We start from the raw sequence: 23,681 nt of genomic DNA, 5'->3' as shown, positions 1-23,681 counted from the left end.
TAATTAGATTTATGCCACAGTACCCTGACAACTACTGCCGGCACCTGCAGTGCAGCCATAGCAGTGTTGGGAAATAATAATGTTTCTATCGTTTAGGATATCCTCATTGTAGTCTTTAATATGTTTTACTTTACTGGCAACCTTCAAATCCAGCATTTGATTGAAATCGCAATCATATAACCATCCGTCCCAACTCACGGAAATCGTATTGGTACACATAACATTGGCCACCGCAGCGGGATTATAAGCTTCCACAAGGGCATACATATAGTCCTCGTAGTTTTCGGAAGCGATCAAATAATCCAAAAATCGGGCAATGGGAAGATTGGTGATGGCGAATAAATTATGGAACTGAATACCAAAGTCCTCTTTCAGTGCTTTTTTAAAGTCCTTTTCCATGGCGGTCTGGTCTCCTGGCAGGTAAGCCCCAGATGGGTTGTAAACCAAGTCTAAGCGCAATTCGCTGTCCGGCATTCCATAACCTCGTTCGTTCAATTCCTGAAGGGCCTTTATTGATTTGTCAAAAACACCATCACCTCGTTGTTTATCCGTTTTTCCGCGAGTCCAATGTGGCATGGAAGAAATCACATGTACATTATGTTTTTTAAAGAAATCGGGCAGGTCATAATATTTTTTATTGGCCCTAATAATCGTCAAATTGGAACGTACGATAAAATCCTTGATTCCTGCTTTGGCGGCTTCTTCCACAAACCATCTAAAATGAGGATTCATTTCGGGTGCACCTCCCGTAAGGTCCAACGTATGGGCACCTGTATTTTTAATGACCTCCAAGCATTGTTTCATGGTTTCCCGGGTCATGATTTCCTTACGATCGGGCCCAGCATCCACATGGCAATGTTCACAGACCTGATTACACATATACCCCACATTGATTTGTAGCACCTCTAATTTTTTTGGTCGCAATGGGAATTGACCAATTTGGTTGATCTTATCCTTGAAATAGGGAAGTTCCCCATCGGCAAAAATACCTCCGTTCAAAATTTCCAATTGCTTATTAGATACTGCTAATTCATCTCCTTGCGCCTTCAACGACTTTGTTGCCATAATTTTTTATTTTTCAGTATTCAATTTTTTAAATAGTTGTAGATACGAAATGCTACATAGAAAGTTTGTTGTATTTGTTCATCATTTGAACTCCATGCACTAGGGTCGCACCACTTTCTATAGCTGCTCCAACGTGTACGGCTTCCATCATCTCTTCTTTGGTAATTCCTTTTTGAAGGCCATCCTTGGTATAGGCATCTATACAATAAGGACATTTTACGACATGGGAAACGGCAAGGGCAATCAGGGATTTTTCCCTGGCGCTCAAGGCCCCTTCTTCAAATACCTTTCCATAGTAATCAAAGAACTTGGTTCCCAGTTCTTCGCTCCATTCGGTTATTTTACCAAACTTTCTTAAATCTTTTGGGTCATAATAAGAGTCTGCCATTTTATTCTGTGTTTTGGATTGAATGTTTTGTTTATTTAAATCGATATTAAATGAAATGGGTATTCCTTGCCCCATTTTCTCTATTTTCGGAAGAATTTCCATATTATCCCATATTCCGGATGCTAAGGTGTCCGCATATTCCTCAGGCAAATGGTTTTGGTACATAAGTCGTTGAGCCGCCTGGAAATCATATGCAAAGGATTTATGGGAATAGGATAGATTTTCTTCTGTATCCTCCATAAGAACATACCAAACCCTAGATGTACCATCATTCGCGGGCATACCTATTACCCCGGGATTCACCCATAATTTTTCCTTTATGTTTTGATGAAAAGGAAGCCCACAATGTCCGGCAATCACCACATCGCTATGAGTAGCTTCAAAACAAGTTTCCTTACTTTCTTGGCCATTGGATTTAAATATGAATTCCGATACGTTGCCATAATTACCGTGCACTACCGTTATTTTTTTTCCGACATAATCAAAACTGATATTTTCGGGTATAGTGCCAATCCATTTGAGTGATTCTTCGGACAACTTCATTTTTGTATATGGAAACCACATTTTGGAGAAACTGTCGCATCGTCCACCTGCCTTAAAATCGCATCCACATTCCTCACTGTCATTGGCCAACTGTAGTTCGACATTACCGGCAATACTCAAAGCCCCCCAATTTTTGAAGGCTTGTACCGTTTCTTCTGGTTGGGCGCAATATCCGGTGATGTCTCCCGTACAGATACAATTTTCTGGAGGAATACCTTCTTCTTTAGCTATTGAAATTAGCTTTTCCAGCGCCTGTAAATTGCTGTATACACCACCAAAAAGGAGTAGTTTCCCCTTTTTTGTTCCGATATGTTTTATTTTTTCAGCCATTTAGGTATAAGGTATAACAGTGTACAGCATGAGATTCCCCAAACATTGATCCAAAGTAAATCGGCATATTTACCGGTCGTAAATATGAATTGTTCTGGGAACCAATTAAAAACCAGGAAAAGACCAAATATCAGTCCACAAAGAACACTCAAGTGAAAACTGATTTTAGGTGCCTTTCCTTTCCAAAAAATGAATATAGGGGTAAGCCCAATGACCATGGTTCCGCTGATGGTCGTCGCTGATAGTATTTCGGCATCCAAAAAAACAGGAATAGTACCAAGTACGGCAATGAAGGCCATAGACCAACGCCCTATACTTAGGGTGTTGCCAAATTTCAAGTCCACCGCGATTAGTTTAGAAAACGAGGAAAACGTGGAATCCAAGGTGGAGGCTGCTGAGGTAATCATTATAAAATTGATGATTAACAGTGTTACAATACCAAAGGCCTTTCCAACCTCAACGGCAGCTTGCCCTACAATTCCTTGGGTCTGGGCATAAACTCCAATAACGCTAAACAGTACAATGCATATAGCACCGGTTACACTGGCCCACAAAAAGCTTTTTAGGGTTACTTGGGGACTACTGATGAAACCTCTGTCCGTTAAGACCGGATCATGAAAAGGGTAACTGAAAGATTGTATAAGCGCCGCAAATAAAAGATTTAACCCCATTTCAAAGGACCAAATACCGGAATTCAAGGTCTCCCTGACCGTGAAATCAGTTTTTGGACCGTAAATGGTATATAGAATTACAATAAGCAGAATAGAAAATAGTACCATTTGTACTACATCCGTAAAAATGGAGCTGCTCATTCCCCCTTTAATCACATAGGCCAAGGTGAGAACAGTAAATACCAAAATACTCCAATAATAGGTGCTGGTCCCCATTTCACCAAAATAAGAACCAATGACCATGGTGTTACTCCAAACTTCATTAAATAACCGGATAGCTATCAATAAGGAAAATACCAGTACGGCCATTTTGCCAAATTTTGACGTGAGGAAGTGGTGTATGCTTTTATAATTTCCATACACACGCATTTTATAAATAATAATTCCTGCTACGGCAAAGGATAGGTAATATGCCGCATAGGCAACACCACCCACGATTCCATAATCCAACCCCAAATTTGCGGCATTGGTTATGCTTTTTGCGAATATCCATGAAATAACCAAACTGCCCATTAATACCAGTGTGTTGGGAGCTTTTTTCTTTTGAACGGCATTAAAAAACTGATTGGTATTTTTAGCAAAAGGGGACAAGAAAAATAGTATCAAACTAGATACTATAATCAATCCCCATTGCCAAAATAACATGTTGTTCATTTTTATTTTATTCTTCGTCCCACCAGACGTTTACGTTGATACTGTTACCGTTTGTATTGTCTGAAGCTTCGGTGTAATTAGAATTGTTAAGCGCTTCTTCCTCGCCGGGATATGGCATTCTAACGGGTATTAAATCATCATTGAGACTTGCTGAAATTGTTTTTAGCTGTGGGTAACCTGTTCTTCTATATTCTATCCAACCTTCATATCCATTAATCATATTGGCAATCCACTTTTGGGTGATAATATTCTCCAAAGGATTTCCGTTATTCAATGCTCCTGGACCCGTTAAATACTCATTGGAAAGGACTACCTGCCAATAGTCAAAAGCCTGGCTGACCCCCCTTTCATATAGCTGATTCACATTTCCAGTGATTAAACCCTTTTGCGCAGCCTCGGCCAAAAGAAAATGGGTCTCCATACTCGTCATGAAATTGGCGTCCAAGACCCCTGTATTTTCCCTAAAAATAGTCCCGGCCAAGGAATAGTCAGATACGTTAATAGTAGTTGAAGAGGCATCGATACCATTTAAGAGTCCGTTATATTCATCACCCATATCACTATTAGCAATGGGCCTAAAAAGTTTTGAAATACGCGGGTCATTAAGATTGGTTAAAATTTCATCCATCGTTTCGGACATCACAAAATTGTTGAAATCTCCAATTCGCAATCTTGCCAGCCTAAAATTGTTGGGCTCGCCATCCGTAAAATCAAACACTGCATTTTGACTATTCTCCTGAATATAATTTCCTTCGTTAAAAAGGGCTTGCAGTTCCGTAGCCACGTCCAATTTTGAAGAAATTCGCATGAGGTATTTGATCTTAAGTGAATTGGCAAAACGCACCCAGCTTTCCAAGTCACCCTCAAAAAGGATATCCCCTTCGAGCGGAATGGTTCCTTCATAGGATTCAATGGCCGATATCCCTTTATTAAGATTATCTAATATTCCATTTTCAGCCATATAAATGGATTCTTGACTATCGTAAACAGGGGTCACCGTGCCTTGATTCCCTTTAAAGGCTTCAAAGTAGGGAACGTCTCCAAACAAATCGGTCAATGCGGCGGCCATATAGGCTTTCATTATTCGTGCTGGTCCTTCATATACTGAAAATGAAGTGTTTTCCTGTGAGAGATTCAATATGATTTCATTGTCCCGAAGGTTCTCATAGAATATGGGCCATGGATTTCCTCCCAACTGTGGAGACTTTAAGTTATGCCTATCAAAGAGGTTAAAATCCAAAGCTGTAGTATATTGTCCCAACAAATTTCCAGCGGTAAAACCTTCATAGGACATCTGCTCCCCATAATCATAAATGACCTGTCTCAGCAAAAGGCTGGGTTGTACACTTACTGGGGAATTAGGATTGGTGTTGATATCCTCAAAATCTTGGGTACAACTTATTATCGCCAAGAAAAGTAATAAGCTATATGTTTTTTTCATCGTTTTCATTCTTAAAAATTAAACCCTGCCTTAATACCAATACTACGTGTGGTGGCATAAGACATATCCTCAACACCACCAATAAACCCTTGTCCTTGTACGGCAAGTTGCTCTGGGTCAAAATGCGGATTTTCAGTGAGGGCAAAAAGATTTCTGCCAATCAAGGAGACATTTAAACGCGCATCTTGATTAAAAACAGATAAGTCCTTAAACGTATATCCAATAGAGAACTGACGTAACTTTAGAAAAGACGCATCATACGTGTTGTTTTCCTCATGGTTACGGTCATAAAACTGTCTGTAATAGCTCTCTGCAGATACTGCAACCGTATTTGGGGTATATACAGGATTGTCATCAGTTCCCGTGTTGACCACACCAACAGGTACAATACCTGCTTCCGGACGAAAAGACGTTTCTGCCAATTGACCTCCTACGTTGCCCAAGGCCCTGGTTCTGGATACAATGATTCCTCCTTGTCGCCAGTCCAAAAGAAAGCCAAGGTTCCAGTTCTTATACTTAAACTGGTTATTAAAGCCCAACATAAAATCGGGATTGTAATTCCCTAGTTTTTGTAAATCGTTATTGGGAATATACCGTCCTTCATCCGTAAGTATAAAATCTCCATTTTCATTTTTTAAATAACCGGTACCATAAAGATCCCCAACGCGACCTCCTTCTTCCACTTGAAGATATACCGTTTGGTTTTGACTATCATAGATTCTTGAATATGCTAGGGTTAAGCGGCCGTCTTCCTGTGGTAAATCTTCAACAATGGCTCTGTTGGTGCTAAAATTTAAGGTGCTGTTCCATGAAAAACTCTCAGATACCACGGGAGAAATTCCGGTAATAATTTCCAACCCTTTGGAACGAACACTTCCTGCATTGACTACTTGCTTCGTATAACCGGAAGAAATTCCTATGGGCAGGGAGATAATTTGGTTTTTGGTCAGGGCATTATAATAGGAAATATCAAAATGCAACTGATCGCCGAAAAACCGTAAATCCGCCCCAATTTCAAAAGAAGAAGTCTGCTCCGGTTGCAAATTGGGGTTGGCAATGGTGTTTTGGTTGCTAAAAGTGGGCTGTCCATTAAATGGAGTTTGAGCCACGAAGGCACTTGTGGTTTGGTAAGGATTGGTATCATTACCCACTTGGGCCCAACTGGCACGGAGTTTTGCAAAAGAAATAAACTGTGGAACGTCTACAACCTCTGATAGAATAAAACTAGAAGAGACAGAAGGGTAAAAGAATGAGGTATTGTCTACGGAAAAAGGTGTGGCCAAAGCACTGGACCAATCGTTCCTGCCGGTAATATCTAAAAATAGAAAATCCTTATAGCCCAGTTTCACCAAACCATAAAAGCTATTGATGCGTTTGTTCGATTCAAACTCGAAAACTTCTACCGGGGAGGCCGCGTTCGAAAGCCTGAAAATTCTCGGCTGGGCCAAACTTGTTGTCTGGGATTGTGAAGTAAATGCTTTTTGGTCCAACCGGTTTCCACCTACACTAACATCGAGGCTTACATCATTAAAACGATTGATATAATTTAAAAGAAAATCGGTATTTATTTCCCTATAGAAAACATCATGCTCCGCATATCCTCCATTCTGGAATCTGTTGGAACTAAAGGCTCGCCTTAATTGGCGGAGTTCACTGGAATAGTCCATTCCTGATCTAATAGAAGCGGTCAAATGTTCCGTTATATCATAACTCGCAGAGATATTTCCAAAGACCCTGTCCCTATTAAAGGAGTTCCTGTTTTCATACATGATGAAAAAGGGATTATCAAAATAAGTATAGTTAAATGAATACTGCTGAACGCCTTCCAATCCGGGTTGCCAATAATCCCTGAGGCTTTCCATGTTCAGCGATCTTGGCCCCCAACCTACCAAGGAATAATTTACGTTTTCGGAACCGTAACCGTTTGATGGCCGGTTATCACTTTTGGAATTGATATAGCTGATAGAAGAATTGATACTCAATTTTTCGGTCGGTCTAAAGCCCAATCGTGCACTTATGGTTTGCCGGTCCAGATTTACACCTGGAATGATGGATTCACTTCTTAAATCCGTAAAGGAGAGGCGGTAGTTGCCTTTTTCAAAATTGGAGGCAACAGCAATGTTGTTAATAAGCGTAGTTCCCGTCCTATAAAAATCCTTTAGGTTATCCGGATGGGATACAAATGGGGTGGGCGTAATAGGCAGACCACTATAAAGTGCCGTGTCGCCACCTCGTACCACGGTTCCGTCGGGCAGAGTAACTGGGCTGTCAAATTGAGGAATAAGATTACCTACGTCCAAACGCGGCCCCCAACTGTAGGAAATCAAATCGTTGGTACCACCTCCCAGTCCATCTACAAAGGCAAATTGTCCCGCATTGCCCTGTCCATATTCATTTTGGAAATCGGGCAATTGAAATGCAGTATCCACGAAAAAGCTAGTATTATAGCTAATCCCAAGACCTGTACTGTTTCTACCACTTTTGGTCTCAATGACAATGACACCGTTGGAAGCTCTTGTACCATATAGCGCCGCTGCACTTGGCCCTTTTAAAACCGAAACTTCCGCAATATCATCAGGATTGACTTCCATGGCACCATTTCCAAAATCGATTTCCTGAAAGCCGGCAGCCGCTTCGTTGGTAAAGTTAAAAACCGAATTATTGTTAATGGGCACTCCGTCTACGATGAAGAGTGGATTGTTATTGGAGAAGGAAGCCTCTCCCCGTATGGTAATTTTTGAGGTGGAGCCTACTCCTGTAGGTCCTTGGCTGATTGTAACTCCTGCCAGTTTACCTGTAAGGTTATCCAAAAAATTGACCGATTTCACCTCGGTAACGCCTTGTGCGTCCAAACTTTGGACCACATAGCCCAATTCCTTGGTTTCCCTTTTTAGTCCAAGAGCTGTCAGGACGACTTCGTCCAATTGCTCGGAAGACTCCAATAAAGCGACCTCTATATAGAGCAAATCATTAATGGGAACTTTTTGCGTTTGATATCCTAAAACGGAAAACTCCAAAACACCCTTGGTATCGGTCGTATTAATCGAAAATTTTCCTTCTTCATTGGTAATGGTTCCTTTATTTGTTCCGGATAGGAGTACATTGACATAGGGGATGGGATTACCAGCGGCATCCGTTACGGTACCGGAAACCGTATTTTGGCAAAAACCCGTTGCGGTCATGAACAAGGTCATAACCAACATAATATATTTCATGTATTAGCGATTGTGTTAGTTCTTAAGTCGAATTTTGGATTGTAAGGAATCCAAAGGATTTAACGGATTGGAACAAACACTGGAGAACCTTTGTTCAAAGGCAGTTGGAGGGAAATGGAACTATAAAATGTTCCTATAAAAAAGACAGTACGGTTTATTGTATTTAGGCAATCGGAAAAAATTGATATTAGGGAAATAGCAAGTGTTGAGATATAATTGGAAAGCCTTTGGATATCATGTAAAGTGTCGATGTCCTCAAATACGGGTAGCTTATAAAATGAACACTTATTTTTTTCTAGGTTTTCAATTAATGTCCTTAAAAGGCAACTATTTTGCCATGGTAAATCAATGAAATCATCAGGATTAAAATTTTCTTGATGAATACCCATCAAATAAAAGCCACCATCCAAAGAAGGACCAATAACCGTTCTTCCCTTAATCAATGCTTCAGCTGCAGCCTTGATGTGCCCTGATTGTAGATGGGGGGTATCGTTTCCTACTGTAATGACTTTTTCAAAACCCTGATCGAAAACACTTTTAATGGCATTGGTAAAGCGTTCCCCAAAAGAATTTCCTTTTTGATGATGCTCGGTTATATGAAAATAGGCCAGCGATGTTTTTTCAACTTCCTTGAGCGTTCTTTGGGTCAAGGAATCAAAAAGTACCTCTCCATTGTTTATGGGTTTATAGCGCATTTCCTCTTGGGAAGAATTGGCAAATACTAAGACAGCGGTACTACGCATCAAAAATTAAATTATCATCCTTATTCTATTTAAACATACGATAAAAAAAGTCAATGGTTTTATTATTGATATATTTTATCGGTTGCTAACGATGGAAAATTCCATATTAAGTCAAAATGGCATGAACAGACCGGAAAGTTGGTCACTAATTCATTTTTTCCTAGGTAAAGTGAATTACAATCTGCCAGTTACCTAGAAAAGTCGGTGAAAAACACATTCCTTTCAATTATTAGAATCTTTTTTCTTAAAACAGACCAATTAGTCTAAAAAAGAACTTAAAAAAACAAGAAATTTTAAAAAATATTTAGCACTGCCAACTGTTCAACTGGCATGGGTATTGACCTAATTTTGTAGTAAAACAAAAAACATAAACAGTAATACAAATGGATACAAACAAATCAAGCAAAGGAAGTTTCAAGGTTTACTTCTTTTCCGCCTTAATAGCCTTGGCCGTTAGCCTAGGGGTTATAGGTGTAAACAAATTAAATCAAAAGGAGGAAATAAAAGGGGTTACTACGGTTGAAACGGTACAGGGGAAGCATGTTCTGTATACTGCTGATGACGACGGGAACATTAAACCCTTGGATTTTACGGATACCTCTAAAAAGGTATTGGATGCCGTAGTTCACATCAAATCCACACAAACTTCTCCACAGTATGGAAATCAGGGAACCAGGGAGTTGCCAGACCCTTTCAAGGAGTTTTTTGGCGACATGTTCAAGGGACAGACCCCAGAAGGAATGCAATCCCAGCCTAGGGTAGGTACGGGATCAGGTGTCATAATTAATGACCAAGGCTACATTGTGACAAACAACCATGTTATAGACAATGCAGATGAGGTGGAAGTAACCTTATATGACAATGAGTCCTACAAAGCCACGGTCATTGGTACGGATCCTACCACGGATTTGGCCTTATTGCATATTGATGCCGATAATTTAAGTACCATGTCCTTGGTAAATTCAGACGATGTGGAAGTAGGGGAATGGGTTTTGGCAGTAGGAAATCCATTGGGACTTAACTCTACGGTCACTGCAGGTATCGTAAGTGCCAAGGCACGCAGCATAAACATCAATAAAGAACAGTTTGCGGTGGAGAGCTTTATACAGACCGATGCCGCCATTAATCCGGGCAATAGTGGAGGAGCCCTGGTAAATTTGGATGGTAATCTGGTAGGTATCAATACGGCCATTGCCAGTAGGACGGGTACTTACACCGGATATGGATTTGCAGTTCCCAGCAACATTGTATCCAAAGTTGTAGAAGATTTATTGAAATATGGAAATGTGCAGCGAGGTATGTTGGGTGTAAGTATTAGAACAATGGACAGTAACTTGGCCCACGACAAGGACGTAGCATTTACCAAAGGTGTTTGGATCGAGCAGGTTGGTGAAAATAGTGCAGCCGACAAGGCAGGGATTAAACCAGGGGACATTGTCCTAAAGGTTAATGGTTCCGAAACCAACACCTCTCCAAGATTACAGGAAATCATCGCCAGTAAACGACCCGGGGATGAAGTAAATCTATTGGTTAACCGAGATGGTACCGAGAAGGAATTCAAAGTGATTCTTGAAAATGCCAATGGTACTACTAAAATTGTAAAGAAAGAGAAAAAAGAAATACTGAACCTACTTGGGGCCGATTTTGAAAATTTGGATAAGGATTTGGCCGAAAAGCTGAAGTTGGACGGCGGCGTTCAAGTAAACAAGTTATATCCTGGAAAAATCAGAAAAGAGACCCAGATGCGTGAAGGTTTCATTATTACACATATTGACGGTAAACGCGTTAAAGATGTGGAAGATGTGGCCGATATCCTTGAAAATAAAAAAGGTGGCGTTATGCTAGAGGGGGTTTATGAAGATGGAAGCAAGTATTATTATGCTTTCGGATTGGATTCATAAGGTAGTATTTGGTTAATTTTAATGCCGTATGAGGGTTTTTACTTCGTACGGCATTTTTATTAAGCTGTTATGGAGAAAGGGAAAATACTTTCCGAAAAAAAAATTGGATTGGTTCTATCGGGAGGGGGTGTTCGCGGAATGGCACACATTGGTGTTATAAAGGCCATGAACGAATTTGGTTTAAATGCAGAAATTGTGTCGGGTAGTAGTGTGGGAGCCTTAGTAGGAGCGCTATATGCAAATGAGACTCCTATTATGGATATGCTTCGATTTTTTAAGGAGACACCTCTTTTTAAATATAATTTTTTATCGATTGGTAAGGCGGGATTTTTAGATACCGATAGGTATGAAGATATTTTTAAAACTTATTTTCCTCATAATTCCTTTGAAGGGTTGCAGCGCGAACTTTTCGTAGTGGCTACCAATTTGGAAAAGGGAGAGGAGCTTTTTATACATCAGGGGGAGCTTATTAAGCCATTATTGGCATCCGCAGCGTTGCCTCCAGTATTCAGTCCTGTAGATTACAAAGGCAATTTATATGCGGACGGAGGTATCATGAACAATTTTCCATTGGAACCGATTCGGGACAAGGTAGATTTTGTCATTGGGAGCAATGTTTCAATCGTTTCAGAGCTGAACAAAAAGAATCTTACCAATTCCCTGCAACTTACAGGCAGGGTTACCGGATTGATGATTTATGCCATCAACAGGGAGAAGATAAAAAGCTGTGATTTGGTCATAGAACCCAAATCTTTGGAGCATATAGGTATTTTGGACCGAAAAGGGATTGAAAAGGCGTATGCCATAGGCTATGAAAACGCTAGTAGACAGTTGGAGAAATACCTTGCCTAAAGAAATAATACCATTAGCTAAAGCATAGCACTCAATAATAGTGTTCCAAGCACCAACAGCACTATGGAAATGACCCCTCCCAGAATGAGAAAGTGCTTAAACTTATAAATTCCCATGCTATAGATCAAGGCGTTGGTCTGATACCCCAAAGGCGTAAAAAAACTGAAGTTTGCCGCAAACATGACACAAAGGATAAAGGGTTTCACGTCCAGATCCAAACCTTTGGCCAATGCTATCGCAATTGGTGCCATAATGATGGCTGTAGCGTTGTTGGATACCACACTGCTGAACAACATAGTAGTAAGGAATAGCACGCCGATGATAAATATAGGCTGCTGGCCGGCCATAATTTTTAAAAGTTCTTGGGTCAACCATTGATCTGCCCCGGAGTTCGTCATGGCAATGCCTAGAGGAATCATGCCTGCCAAAAGAAAAATGATCTGCCAGTTGATTTTTTCATAAATGGTATTGAGTTCAATACACTTAAAAAGGAGCATGGCAATGGTCCCAAATATAACGCTGGTCATAATCTCAAAAACCCCGGTTGCCGCAAGGATAATGGTAACTACCAAAATCAAAAGGCATAAATTTCTTTTAAAGGAGGTAGAGGGCAGTGCCCCGTCAAACTGGTTTAGAACGGCCAAATTGTTACTGTTCTCAAAATTGTTGAGGTAGGAAGTATCTGTCTGTATCAATAGACGATCGCCTACCCGGAGCCGGGTTATGGCACTATTGTTCAAATGCAAACGACTTCTGAGGTTGGTCAAGGGTTTTCTCTTGTTTACCGCAATTGGAATGGCCCTTGGTACAATCATTTTTTTAAGTCCCGATAGTGTTTTTCCAATAAAACGGGAACCTGGTAACAATAAAAGCTCAAGGAGGATGGTTTCATGTTCTTTTTCATCGGGAGAATCCTTTTCTTTTCTGTCCAATCTCTTGATGGATGTTTCTTCGGATGTAAAATCGGCAGTATTTTCATCGATATCAAGGTCAAAATACCCTTCCCCTCTCATTTTTTGAAGATTTTCCAAGCTGCAATGCAATAGAATAATATCGTTTGCCTTTATTTTCAATCCAGGGCTGAGCATATTCTTCTCCAAATTGTTTCGGGTTACCCTTAAAACAGTAATTTCGGATTCCTTGAACATGAAAGTGTCCTGTAGTTCCTTGTCTACCAAAGGGGAGTCTTTGTTTACCTTTAGGGTGAGCAGGTATCGGTTTAGATTGTAGGTATCCGATAGTTTGTCCCCATCGCCTTTGGGTAAAAATTTGTAGAACAGAACAATGATGAACATGGAAACACCAAGGAAGGTCAAACCCAAAAGGGAAAATTCAAAAAAACCAAGTTTTTCGCCTGTGTAACGGAGGGCTATATTGTTCACGATCAAATTCGTGGAAGTACCCATTAGCGTGCAGCTTCCACCCAGAATTCCTGCAAAGGAAATGGGCAGCAGTAGCTTTCCCGGCAGCATACCATATTTTTCCTTGAGCTTTGCGACGATTTTTATAAAAACAATGACGACCGCAGTGGAGCTGATGAACGCCGAGATACCTCCGGATAAAATCATGATGGCAATCAAGGCAAGAACGGCCGGCCAACTTTTTAGGATTTTTAATCCTTCTGCCAACCACGAAATTACTCCGTTATCCTCTAGTCCAATGGCCAATATCATAAGGCAAAGGATAGTTATCACGGCTTTGTTGGAAAACCCACTTACAGCCTCTTCCGGGCTTACCAGGCCAGAGAGCAAAAGAATTCCTATGATTAAAAATGAGATTTTATCCATAGGAAAAACTTCAAAGGCAAACAGGATTACAACTGCGCCGATGATAAGAAATACGGTAATAATTTCCCAGGTCATACTTAAAGGTAGAAATTGACCAAATGTAACACAAGGACTACATCAAATTAGCCCAATGCAATAATTTGGTAATGTTATTACTCCTAAGCGACGCATGTTACAGGAAAAAAGTAAAGTGCAGGTGCACTAAACGTCGTCATAATCCACTTTAAGGGTAGGCGTTGTGGGATGGGCCTGACAGGTAAGTACAAAACCTTCTTCGATTTCGCCATCGGTAAGGATTTGATTGGCAGCCATTTCTGCTTTTCCTTCGGTAATACGGGCAATACAACTGCTGCACACTCCACCTTGGCAGGAATAGGGAGCATCGATGTTTTCCTTTAGGACCGCATCCAAAACCGTAGTTTTCTTGTCCATGGTCAATTGGAATTCCTCATCTTCCAAGGTTACGGTCAAAACGGTCTGTCCTTCCGGTAAACTGGGCATTTCCTCCTTAATTTCCGTAGCGGTAAAAAGTTCAAAATGAATCTTATCTTCAGAAATATCATTGTCCAACAAGGTATCCTTTACATTTTCGATCATCTGTTGGGGTCCACAGAGATAATATCCATCGAAGTCAGTACCGGCATGTTTGTTCTTTAAGGCATAATTCACCGTTGAGGTGTCTATTCGACCAAAAAGTGCGTTATCCTCGCGAGTTTGACTGTTGATGAAATAGACAAAAAACCTATTGGTATAATCTAGTTCCAGTTTTACCAAATCTGTATAAAACATGGTTTCCTCATATGATTTGTTACCATAGACCAATACAAAAGTATTTTTGGGATTTCCATCCAATACGGATTTGGCAATGCTCATGATAGGGGTAATACCGCTACCCGCTGCAAAGGCCGCAACATGTTGTGGGCTACCCTTGGGTTTAAATGAAAACCGACCTTCAGGAGGCATAACTTCCAAGGTGTCGCCAACTTGCAGTTTAGTATTGGCGTAATGGGAGAATCCACCATTATCTACTTTTTTGATACCGATGGTAATATGGTCTTTCTTGGGGGAAGAGCTGATGGAGTAGGCCCTACGCAATTCCTTTCCCTTTATTTCTTTTTTTATGGTGATGTATTGCCCGGCCGTAAATAAAAAGGTCTGAACCAAATCCTTGGGAATCTCAAAAGTGACCGCCACGGAATTGGGGGTTAATTTTTTAATGTTTTTAACGGTCAATGCATAAAAATCTGCCATAATTATCCAATCTAGAAATAGAATGCAAAATTAAGGAAAGAAGGAGGTATATGAAATGGGAAAGGAAAAAAATAGAACCACTTTTAAATTAAATTCTATTTGACAGATTTTAGCTTTAGGCTGTAATATTTTTTGGAGTTTGATTTATAGTTATAATTTAACGTGTTTTCTTACTTTTTAAAGCAAGTTGTTTGCAAATAGGGTAAATGGCCTTATTTTACTGTCCTAAATAATAAACAAGACCTACTTTGAACCGCAAAATCTATATTACTTTTTTAGCTCTTTTCCTTGGTTATTTTTCAAATGCCCAAAGAGAGGGTGCTATATGGTATTTTGGGGACGGAGCTGGAGTAGATTTTAATTCTGGGGCACCCGTCGCTTTAACAAATGGACAACTATATACGAATGAAGGCTGCGCCACTATTTCTGATAGGAACGGTTCACTACTTTTTTATACGGACGGTAGTTCAGTTTATAATCGTAACCATGTGTTCATGCAAAATGGTACAGGCTTGAATGGTAATTATTCAAGTACGCATTCGGCCGTGGTGGTGCCAAAACCTGGTTCCATTAGTGAATATTACATTTTCACGGTGGATGTTGTTCAACCTGGCAGTAAAGGTTTTCAATACTCAATTGTAGATATGTCCTTGGACGGTGGGCTAGGAGCCATAGTTGAAAAAAATGTTCCTGTATTTCCTGAAGTTACCGAGAGAATAGCGGCTTACAAGAAGTCGTTTGCCAACGAATTTTGGATTGTTACGCGCAAGGCCAATGGAAACGAGTTTATGGCCTACAACCTTACAGCTGCGGGCCTAAATATAACACCTGTCATCAGTGCTATAGGAATACCCAGTTATGGCAACAACAGGGCCTCCGGTCAAATAGAAATCTCACAGGATGGCAAACGACTGGCTTTGGCAAATGCATGGGAGGCCCAGGTGTTTGATTTTAATGAAAATACAGGTGAGGTGACCAATGAAATAACAGTGATGACCAATGTAAACAGTTACGGTGTGGAGTTTTCTCCCAACGGGAATTTATTGTATGTGAGCTTTTATGGGGGAATATGCCAATTGAATTTGTTAGCCGGCTTGGAAGCGGAGATTCAAAATTCCAAATATTCACTGCTGAACAACTTTCCGGTTGAAGCGTACGCCTCCTCACAAACTGGACCTGATGGAAAAATATATATCACGAAGAGAACCAAGGAATATTTGGATGTAATCCATGAACCTAATAATATAGGAGCAGCCTGTGATTATAGATACAATGATTTTTATTTGGACGGAAGGAGAGGGTTGTTAGGACTACCTACTTTCATTTCAAATATTAACACCTTGGAAGGCTTTATTCAATATGAAGGTACTTGTTTAGGGGATGACACAATTTTCAAGGCAGATTTTGATAACCCTTCTGCCACTATTCTTTGGGATTTTGGCGATGGTACTACATCTACAGACGTTTCACCAGTACATGAATATATGGCTACTGGCACATATCTTGTAAGTCTTACACTAACGGAAGGTATACAAAGTAATACGGAAAATGTGGAGATTACCATTTCGGAATACCCGGTGGCCAATACGCCAACAGATTTGGTAGGATGTACCTCGTATGGTAGCTATAATATAGACCTACCCTCTTTTGATCCCACCGTGTTGGGTACACAGGACCCCAACGATTTTAGCGTAGCCTATTTTTTGTCCCAGGCTGATGCGGATAGCAATGTCAATGCCCTGGAACCCATACATTCCTTTGATTATGGAACTACCCCTGTGTATGTGAGGGTATCAAATGCGAACAACGGACAGTGCTATGACACCACCCAGTTCAACATCGTAGCTAGGGAAGCCCCGTTGGTGGATACCATAACTGATTGGACGGTCTGCGATGACGATACGGACGGACTTTTTACTTTTGACCTTTCCCAAAAGAATACGGAGATTTTCAACGGTCAGGATGAAACCATGTTCGAAATCCTGTATTTCGCCTCCCAAGCCGATGCCGATGCTGGGACAAATCCATTGTCTTTGAACTATACCAATACGGCAGCTACGGAAGAGATTTTTGTACGCTTTCAGAACAGTACCTATACCGACTGTTTCCGAACCGGAAGTTTCAATATTGAAGTGATTCCCGGAGTAACAGCCAACCGACCGACCGACCTGTCCCTTTGTGATGACAACAATGATGGGGAAGCCATTTTCGACCTGAGCCAAACGGATGTGGAAATCATTGGCACGCAAAATCCTGGTAGCTTGAACATCAGCTATCACGAATCACAGGACGATGCGGATGCAGGAACAAACCAATTGAACGCTAATGCCTATTTAAGTACAGCCTATCAAAGCACCATATTTGTTCGTGTGGAGAATGCCTCCGATACCAGTTGTTATGATACCACATCATTTGGCCTGACTATTTTTGATACGCCCATAGTGCCAACGGTAACCGATTGGCAGGTGTGTGACGATAATAATGATGGATTCTTTTTATTCAATCTATCCGAAAAGGAAAATGAGATTTTGAACGGAGCTTCGGGTGTCAGTGTTTCATTTTATGTTTCTCAAACCGATTCTGAAACATCTCAAAACCCAATTACTGGGAATTATCAAAATACGAGCAATCCGCAGACCATCCATTTCAGATTGGAAAATACAAATAACTCCCAGTGTTATACCACAGGTTCCTTTCTGTTGCAGGTATTCGATATGCCCACGGCCTATACGGCATCCAATATAATAATTTGCGACACCGAAGAAACGGGTAGCCATTATTTCGACCTTTCCCAAAAGGACGATGAGGTATTGAACGGACAGAATCTTTTGTTTTACGATATAAGCTATTTTATCTCCGAGAATGATGCATTGAACAATTTGTCGCCCCTTTCAAAGGCCGATTATCAAAATACAAATTTGAACGAAACGATTTGGGCCCGTATCCAACACACCGATTTGGAAAGTTGTTTTGACGTATCCAGTTTCAATGTCATTGTAAATCCATTGCCACAGATGAACATGGAGGAACGCTATGTTATTTGTCCCGATAGTCCGGACTTGGTCATTGACGGGGGTGATTTTGAAAGTTATAGTTGGCGAGACGAAAGCGGAAATGAAATCAGTAACCAACCAACCTTGGATATAACCGCCTTAGGCGACTATTCTCTGATTGTCAGCCAGACTACCAATGGGATTACCTGTGAGAACACGGCCTATTTTGAGGTGGTGTCCTCAGGCGCTCCTGAAACCTTGGAAGTGGACCTTAATGGCTTTTCGGACGAGATTGAACTGGAACTTTTGGCGAACGGAATCGGGGAATTTGAATATTCCATCGATGGGGAGAATTATCAATCTTCCAATAGTTTTACGGTCTTTCCGGGTCAATACACGGTCTACGTTCGGGATAGATACGAATGTAGGACGATTACTCAAGACGTGACCGCCATGGGCTACCAACGTTTCTTTACCCCGAACGGAGATGGAACTAACGAAAACTGGAAGATAATCGGTGCCGACTTGCACCAAGATGCCCAACTCTATATCTATGACCGATATGGCAAGCTATTGAAACAATTGGCCCATAATTCGGAAGGGTGGGACGGTACCTATCAAGGGCAACCCATGCCTTCTTCGGATTACTGGTTTCGCTTTGTTTACGACCAAGACCAGGTCTATACGGGACATTTTACCTTAAAAAGGTGATATTGTTATTTGAATTAAGCTATAAAATCTCCTAGTTTTTGTAACATTTTTCATTTTTGGTTTACTTATGGTTTAAACAACAACATCCAACCCTTATGTTTAAACGATTTGCTTCCCTACAATGGAAATCCTTTTTTAGGTCGGCCAATTTTGGCAAAAGCCTTGCCGTAAAGATTCTCATGGGTTTTTTCGCAGTCTACATGCTCGTAGTGCTTGCAGCTTCAGGTGCTGGGATATATTTTCTACTTAGAAAAGCCGTACCGGACCAAAGCCCTATGTGGACCTTGAGCCAGTATCTTATTTACTGGGTACTGATTGAATTGTTTCTCAGGTATTTTATGCAGAAACTTCCTGTCATGGACATTAAACCCTTTTTGACCACACCCGTTAAAAAGAGTTCCATTGCCCACTATATTCTGGGTAGATCCGCGGCCTCTATGTACAATTTGTTGTCACTGTTCTTTTTTGTGCCTTTTTGTATTGTGCTTTTGTTCGAAGGTTATCCTGCATTAAATGTGCTGCTTTGGTTGGTGGCTATTATGGCGATTGTGTTGATTATTAACTACTTAAACCTTTTAATAAACAAAAGTGATAAGGCGCTCACCGTTATAGGAGGTATCATTGTAATTTCTTACGCTTTGGATTATTTCGGTGTATTTTCCATAAAGGACGTTTTTGGCCCTATATTTCATGCTTTGTATGCGTATCCCATAACGGTTTTGGTTCCGTTGGTCTTGGCGGTTTTCATTTATTATATCAATTATAAGTTTCTCCATGATAAGATATACTTGGACGCCAGCTTAAAGCCTAAAAAAGTACAGGCCAACACCAGTGACTTGGCTTGGACAAAGCGTTTTGGGGATTTGGGAACCTTTCTTCAATTGGATTTAAAAATGATTTGGCGGAACAAACGGACGAAATCCCAAGTTTGGATATCCCTTTTGTTCGTGTTTTATGGCCTCATATTCTATACCCAGGAAATTTATGCCAACATGATGCCCATGAAAGCCTTTTTGGGCGTTTTTATGACCGGTATTTTCCTGAGTAACTTCGGACAGTTTATCCCGGCTTGGGACAGTAGTTATTACAGCATGATGATGTCCCAGAATATACCGTTGCGAAAGTATTTGGAGTCCAAGGCCCTATTGATATCCGTGAGTGTCATATTTATGTTTTTGTTGACCATCCCGTATGTATACTTTGGTTGGGAAGCCTTGGCCATTAATTTTGGGTGTGCCCTTTACAATCTGGGAGTAAACATACCGGTCATTTTATATTTTGGGTCGTTCAACAAAAAAAGGATAGAATTGGATCAGAGTCCGTTTGGAAATATGCAGGGTACCAGCGCCAATCAGTTTTTGATCATGGTTCCTGTGCTTATTGTTCCAATACTCATATTCAGTCTTTTCTATTACCTTTTTTCGGTGACGGTGGGTGTCACAGTGCTGTGCGTCCTCGGACTCATCGGTTTGGTCTTAAAGAATACCCTTATGGATAAGGTAACGGAACAGTACCGAAAAAAGAAATATGGCATGATTGCCGGATTTAAGGAAAAAAATAGCTAACACATATCAACCATTATGATAACAGTACAGAATTTGACAAAGAAATACGGAAAGCAAACCGTTTTAAATATAGATAATCTTGAAATACCTACGGGACAAAGCTTTGGATTGGTAGGAAACAACGGAGCGGGAAAAACCACTTTCTTTAGCCTCTTACTGGATTTGATTCAGCCTAGTTCTGGCCATATAGAAAGCAATGGTGTCCAGGTAAATACGAGCGAAGAATGGAAACCTTTTACCTCTTCTTTTATTGATGAGACCTTCTTAATCGGTTATTTGACTCCGGAGGAATATTTTTATTTCATTGGTGACTTAAGGGAACAGAATAAAGCGGATGTGGATGCATTACTTTCCCAGTTTGAAGACTTCTTTCATGGAGAAATTTTGGGCCAGAAGAAATATCTGCGGGATTTGTCCAAGGGAAATCAGAAGAAAGCGGGAATCGTGGCCTCGTTTATAGGAAATCCCAAAGTGGTGATTCTAGATGAACCCTTTGCCAATTTGGACCCTACCACACAAATTCGGTTAAAAGGTATTATCAAGGATTTGGCAGCAAAAGATAATGTGACCGTTTTGGTTTCCAGTCATGATCTTATCCATGTAACCGAGGTTTGTGAACGTATCGTAGTATTGAACAAAGGTGAAATGGTCAAGGACATTAAAACGTCTACCGAAACCTTAAAGGAATTGGAAGCGTTTTTTGCGGGGTAACCTTAAAAAGAAGCTTAATCCAACTTAATTCTTAAAACCGACTATCGAGTCGGTTTTTTTATTTGATTTTAAAAGTATTGATTACTGCAAATCCGATTTTCGTTCAATGGCCATCGTTAAAAGGTAAAAAAGAACCCAAAGAATCACTTATAATGGGCCGAAACAGACCGTTGGGTCTGTAAATTTTTAGGCGATTGCTTAAGCACCCTATCAATAACTGATTCTTAAAGTTGCCTTTTGTCGATGAAGTGTATAATAATATGGTTGTTTTTCAGTTATGCATACATACGTAGACCGTCTATTTTGAACTACAGAAACAAACTCTTTTTATCTGGACTTTTAGGAACTTTGCTCTTCAACGCGTGTTCCACGAAAAAGGATGCCTTCATCAATAGGAATTGGCATGCCCTTAATACCAAGTACAATACCCTTTACAATGGCAATATTGCCTTTGAGGAAGGCAGGGCTACATTGAATGATTCCTACAAGGATGATTATTGGGAAATATTGCCCATAGAACGCTTGGAGGTCTCCGGGGATGTAAAATTGGATTCCGAGGACAACAACCCCAACTTTATCATTGCCGAGGAAAAGGCGACCAAGGCCATCCAAAAGCACAGCATGGACATCAAGGATGAGGAACGGAACCCTCAGACCGATGAAGCATTTCTGCTTTTGGGTAAGGCCCGTTACTTTGACGAACGTTACATCCCGGCACTGGAAGCCTTCAATTATATTTTGAACAAATACACTGAGAGCGACCAGCTCAACGAAGCGAGCATTTGGAGGGAAAAGGTGAACATCCGTTTGGAAAATGAGGAATTGGCGGTTAAGAACCTAAAACGGTTGATGAAGTATGAAACCCTCAAGGATCAGGAATATGCAGATGCCCGGGCGATTTTGGCACAGGCGTATATTAACTTAAATGTGCCGGATACGGCAATACAACAATTAAAAGTTGCATCGTACTATACCAAAAAGAATCCTGAAAAGGGCAGGTATTATTATATCATCGGGCAGTTATACAATCAATTGGGTTATAAGGACAGTGCCAATTACGCTTTTGACAAGGTTATTGACCTGAACAGGAAATCCCCTAGAGTGTATATGATCAATGCCGAAATCCAGAAAATAAGGAATACGGCCATTACATCGGAAAACAAAGAGGAAATGCTGGAATACCTGACCGATTTGGAGGAGAATAGGGAAAACAGGCCTTTTTTGGATAAAATCTACAGGCAAATTGCCGAATTTCATTTAGAGCAAGGTTCCGATAGTCTCGCGTTGGCCTATTTCAATAAATCCCTTCGCGCTACCCAAAATGAGCCAAAGTTAAATGCTCTCAATTATGAAAATTTGGCCGAATATAACTTTGATGAAAACAAGTACAAGAATGCCGGCGCGTATTTTGATAGTGTATTAAGCAATTTGGCCGAAAACACAAAAAAATACCGCAGCATCAAAAAGAAGCTGGACAATTTGGAAGATGTAATCAAATATGAGGACATTGTTCAATATACCGATAGTGTCATCGGTATATATCAAATGCCCATTGATGATCAGATTGCCTATTTTGAAAAGCATATAGAGGAATTAAAAGAGGCCCAGGAGGCGGCCCAGAAAAAAGAGCGGGACAAGTTAACGGACGGGTTTGCCAACTTTGCGAAAAGTAAGGGCGGTAAGGAAAACAAGGGCAAGTTCTACTTCTACAATATTACCAGCTTGGGCTATGGACAGAACGATTTTAAGAACCGATGGGGAAACCGGGAGTTGGCAGATGACTGGCGATGGTCCAACAAAGCAGTGTCCAATATTTCGGAGGCTACGGGAGAAGTCCTTGCGGATAGCGGAAGCCCTGAAGCCGTTGTTTCGGAGGAAGAGAAATTCTCGTTGGATTTCTATATGGACAGAATCCCTAAGGAAGAATCCACAATAGATAGTATTAAAACAGAACGGAACTTTGCCAATTATCAGCTTGGGTTGATTTATAAGGAAAAGTTCAACGAAAATCTATTGGCCGCGGAAAAGCTGGAAAAAGTGCTCGCTTCTAACCCTGAGGAACGTCTCATACTGCCATCAAAGTACAATCTTTATAAAATATACGAAGAGGAGGGCAGTCCGCTAATGGCATCCATGAAGGCGGATATTATAGCCAACCATGGGGATTCGCGTTATGCGGAAATATTATTGAACCCACAGGCCGTGTTGGCGAATGATTCGGATAGTCCGGAGCGTCGTTATGAAGCTTTGTTCAAAGAGTTTCAAGATCAGGAATTCTTGCAGGTAATTACAGGTTCGGAAGAAAACATAAACAGATTTACGGGCGACCCCATTGTACCCAAATTCGAAATGCTGAAGGCCAATGCCATTGGTAGGTTGCAAGGGTTCGAGGAGTTCAAGGAAGCCTTGAATTATGTGGCACTTACCTATCCCAATAGCCCAGAGGGCAAAAAGGCGGAGCAAATGGTCGCGGAGCAGCTCCCAAAATTGGAACCCACGGAATTTTCCCCAGAAACGGGTTCCACGGGAACCTCCAACTGGAAGGTAGTTTTTCCGTTTAAAAGGAGCAATAATGAAAGGGCCTTAAAGTTGATGGAGCTTTTGGAAAAATCCATTGTGGATTTAAAGTACAAGAACATTGTATCCAAGGACATATATAACTTGGAAGACCAATTTGTGGTGGTCCACGGCTTTAAATCGAAAGATTTTGCATTGGGTTATGCGGAACTTTTAAAAAACAATAAGGATTACCGGGTTGCTGATGAGAATTTCGTAATTTTATCGGACAACTATAAAATAATACAGGTACACAAGAACTTAGAGGCATATAGAAATACACTTTTAACCCCAAAACCTTGAA

14 protein-coding genes and 1 pseudogene are annotated in these 23,681 nt (G+C 40.7%); 6 read left to right on the top strand and 9 right to left on the bottom strand.

Annotated elements, in window-relative coordinates; translation table 11 throughout:
• Positions 1-9 precede the first annotated feature (9 nt).
• The 7 genes and pseudogenes from arsS to CJ263_RS07990 all read right to left on the bottom strand — a co-directional run bounded on the left by arsS (position 10) and on the right by CJ263_RS07990 (position 9,050).
• Positions 10-1,065, bottom strand: coding sequence for an arsenosugar biosynthesis radical SAM (seleno)protein ArsS (gene arsS / locus CJ263_RS08020; RefSeq protein WP_094996792.1), 1,056 nt, complete (start codon positions 1,063-1,065; stop codon positions 10-12).
• Between the two features lie 52 nt (positions 1,066-1,117).
• The gene (locus CJ263_RS08015; RefSeq protein ID WP_094999161.1) at positions 1,118-1,453 is read right to left on the bottom strand and encodes an arsenosugar biosynthesis-associated peroxidase-like protein; all 336 of its coding nucleotides are present in this window, start codon (positions 1,451-1,453) and stop codon (positions 1,118-1,120) included.
• Positions 1,454-1,771: 318 nt separating this feature from the next.
• Positions 1,772-2,326 (bottom strand): annotated as a pseudogene (locus CJ263_RS08010) (metallophosphoesterase family protein); the annotation flags it as partial.
• Positions 2,311-3,651, bottom strand: coding sequence for an SLC5/6 family protein (locus CJ263_RS08005; protein WP_094999160.1), 1,341 nt, complete (start codon positions 3,649-3,651; stop codon positions 2,311-2,313). The gene CJ263_RS08005 and the pseudogene CJ263_RS08010, both read right to left, overlap by 16 nt.
• Before the next feature lie 7 nt (positions 3,652-3,658).
• Positions 3,659-5,092, bottom strand: coding sequence for a SusD/RagB family nutrient-binding outer membrane lipoprotein (locus CJ263_RS08000; protein WP_199768178.1), 1,434 nt, complete (start codon positions 5,090-5,092; stop codon positions 3,659-3,661).
• A gap of 11 nt (positions 5,093-5,103) precedes the next feature.
• Positions 5,104-8,307, bottom strand: a complete 3,204-nt coding sequence (locus CJ263_RS07995; protein ID WP_094996790.1) for a SusC/RagA family TonB-linked outer membrane protein — start codon at positions 8,305-8,307, stop codon at positions 5,104-5,106.
• Between the two features lie 59 nt (positions 8,308-8,366).
• Positions 8,367-9,050 carry a TIGR04282 family arsenosugar biosynthesis glycosyltransferase gene (locus CJ263_RS07990; protein WP_094996789.1) on the bottom strand — a complete coding sequence of 228 codons (684 nt, stop codon included), beginning with the start codon at positions 9,048-9,050 and terminating at the stop codon, positions 8,367-8,369.
• 383 nt (positions 9,051-9,433) lie between these two features.
• On the opposite strand from CJ263_RS07990, the gene CJ263_RS07985 reads away from it, so the two are divergent.
• Both CJ263_RS07985 and CJ263_RS07980 read left to right on the top strand, forming a co-directional pair.
• Positions 9,434-10,951, top strand: coding sequence for a Do family serine endopeptidase (locus CJ263_RS07985; RefSeq protein WP_094996788.1), 1,518 nt, complete (start codon positions 9,434-9,436; stop codon positions 10,949-10,951).
• 69 nt (positions 10,952-11,020) lie between these two features.
• A complete protein-coding gene (locus tag CJ263_RS07980; RefSeq protein ID WP_094996787.1) occupies positions 11,021-11,803 on the top strand; it encodes a patatin-like phospholipase family protein in 783 nt (260 codons plus the stop codon).
• A 17-nt stretch (positions 11,804-11,820) separates the two neighbouring features.
• On the opposite strand, the gene CJ263_RS07975 is transcribed toward CJ263_RS07980, so the two are convergent.
• Positions 11,821-13,665 (bottom strand): SLC13 family permease, encoded by a 1,845-nt coding sequence (locus CJ263_RS07975; RefSeq protein WP_094996786.1) that lies wholly within the window; start codon positions 13,663-13,665, stop codon positions 11,821-11,823.
• 126 nt (positions 13,666-13,791) lie between these two features.
• Positions 13,792-14,841 (bottom strand): ferredoxin--NADP reductase, encoded by a 1,050-nt coding sequence (locus CJ263_RS07970; protein ID WP_094996785.1) that lies wholly within the window; start codon positions 14,839-14,841, stop codon positions 13,792-13,794.
• 248 nt (positions 14,842-15,089) lie between these two features.
• Here CJ263_RS07970 and CJ263_RS07965 point away from each other — a divergent pair, with 248 nt between their 5' ends.
• The 4 genes from CJ263_RS07965 (at position 15,090) to porW (ending at position 23,680) form a co-directional block, all read left to right on the top strand.
• Entirely contained in the window at positions 15,090-18,545 is a 3,456-nt protein-coding gene (locus CJ263_RS07965) for a T9SS type B sorting domain-containing protein (protein WP_094996784.1), read from the top strand.
• 95 nt (positions 18,546-18,640) lie between these two features.
• The gene (locus CJ263_RS07960; RefSeq protein WP_094999159.1) at positions 18,641-20,110 is read left to right on the top strand and encodes a DUF5687 family protein; all 1,470 of its coding nucleotides are present in this window, start codon (positions 18,641-18,643) and stop codon (positions 20,108-20,110) included.
• A 15-nt stretch (positions 20,111-20,125) separates the two neighbouring features.
• A complete protein-coding gene (locus CJ263_RS07955; RefSeq protein ID WP_094996783.1) occupies positions 20,126-20,821 on the top strand; it encodes an ABC transporter ATP-binding protein in 696 nt (231 codons plus the stop codon).
• Between the two features lie 303 nt (positions 20,822-21,124).
• Positions 21,125-23,680 (top strand): type IX secretion system periplasmic lipoprotein PorW/SprE, encoded by a 2,556-nt coding sequence (gene porW, locus CJ263_RS07950; protein WP_094999158.1) that lies wholly within the window; start codon positions 21,125-21,127, stop codon positions 23,678-23,680.
• Position 23,681: the final 1 nt, after the last annotated feature.

The sequence above is a fragment of the Maribacter cobaltidurans genome (assembly GCF_002269385.1).
Lineage (GTDB): Bacteria > Bacteroidota > Bacteroidia > Flavobacteriales > Flavobacteriaceae > Maribacter > Maribacter cobaltidurans.
The sequence above is the reverse complement of the archived record's forward strand: the minus strand, read 5'-3'. Positions and strand labels throughout refer to the sequence as shown.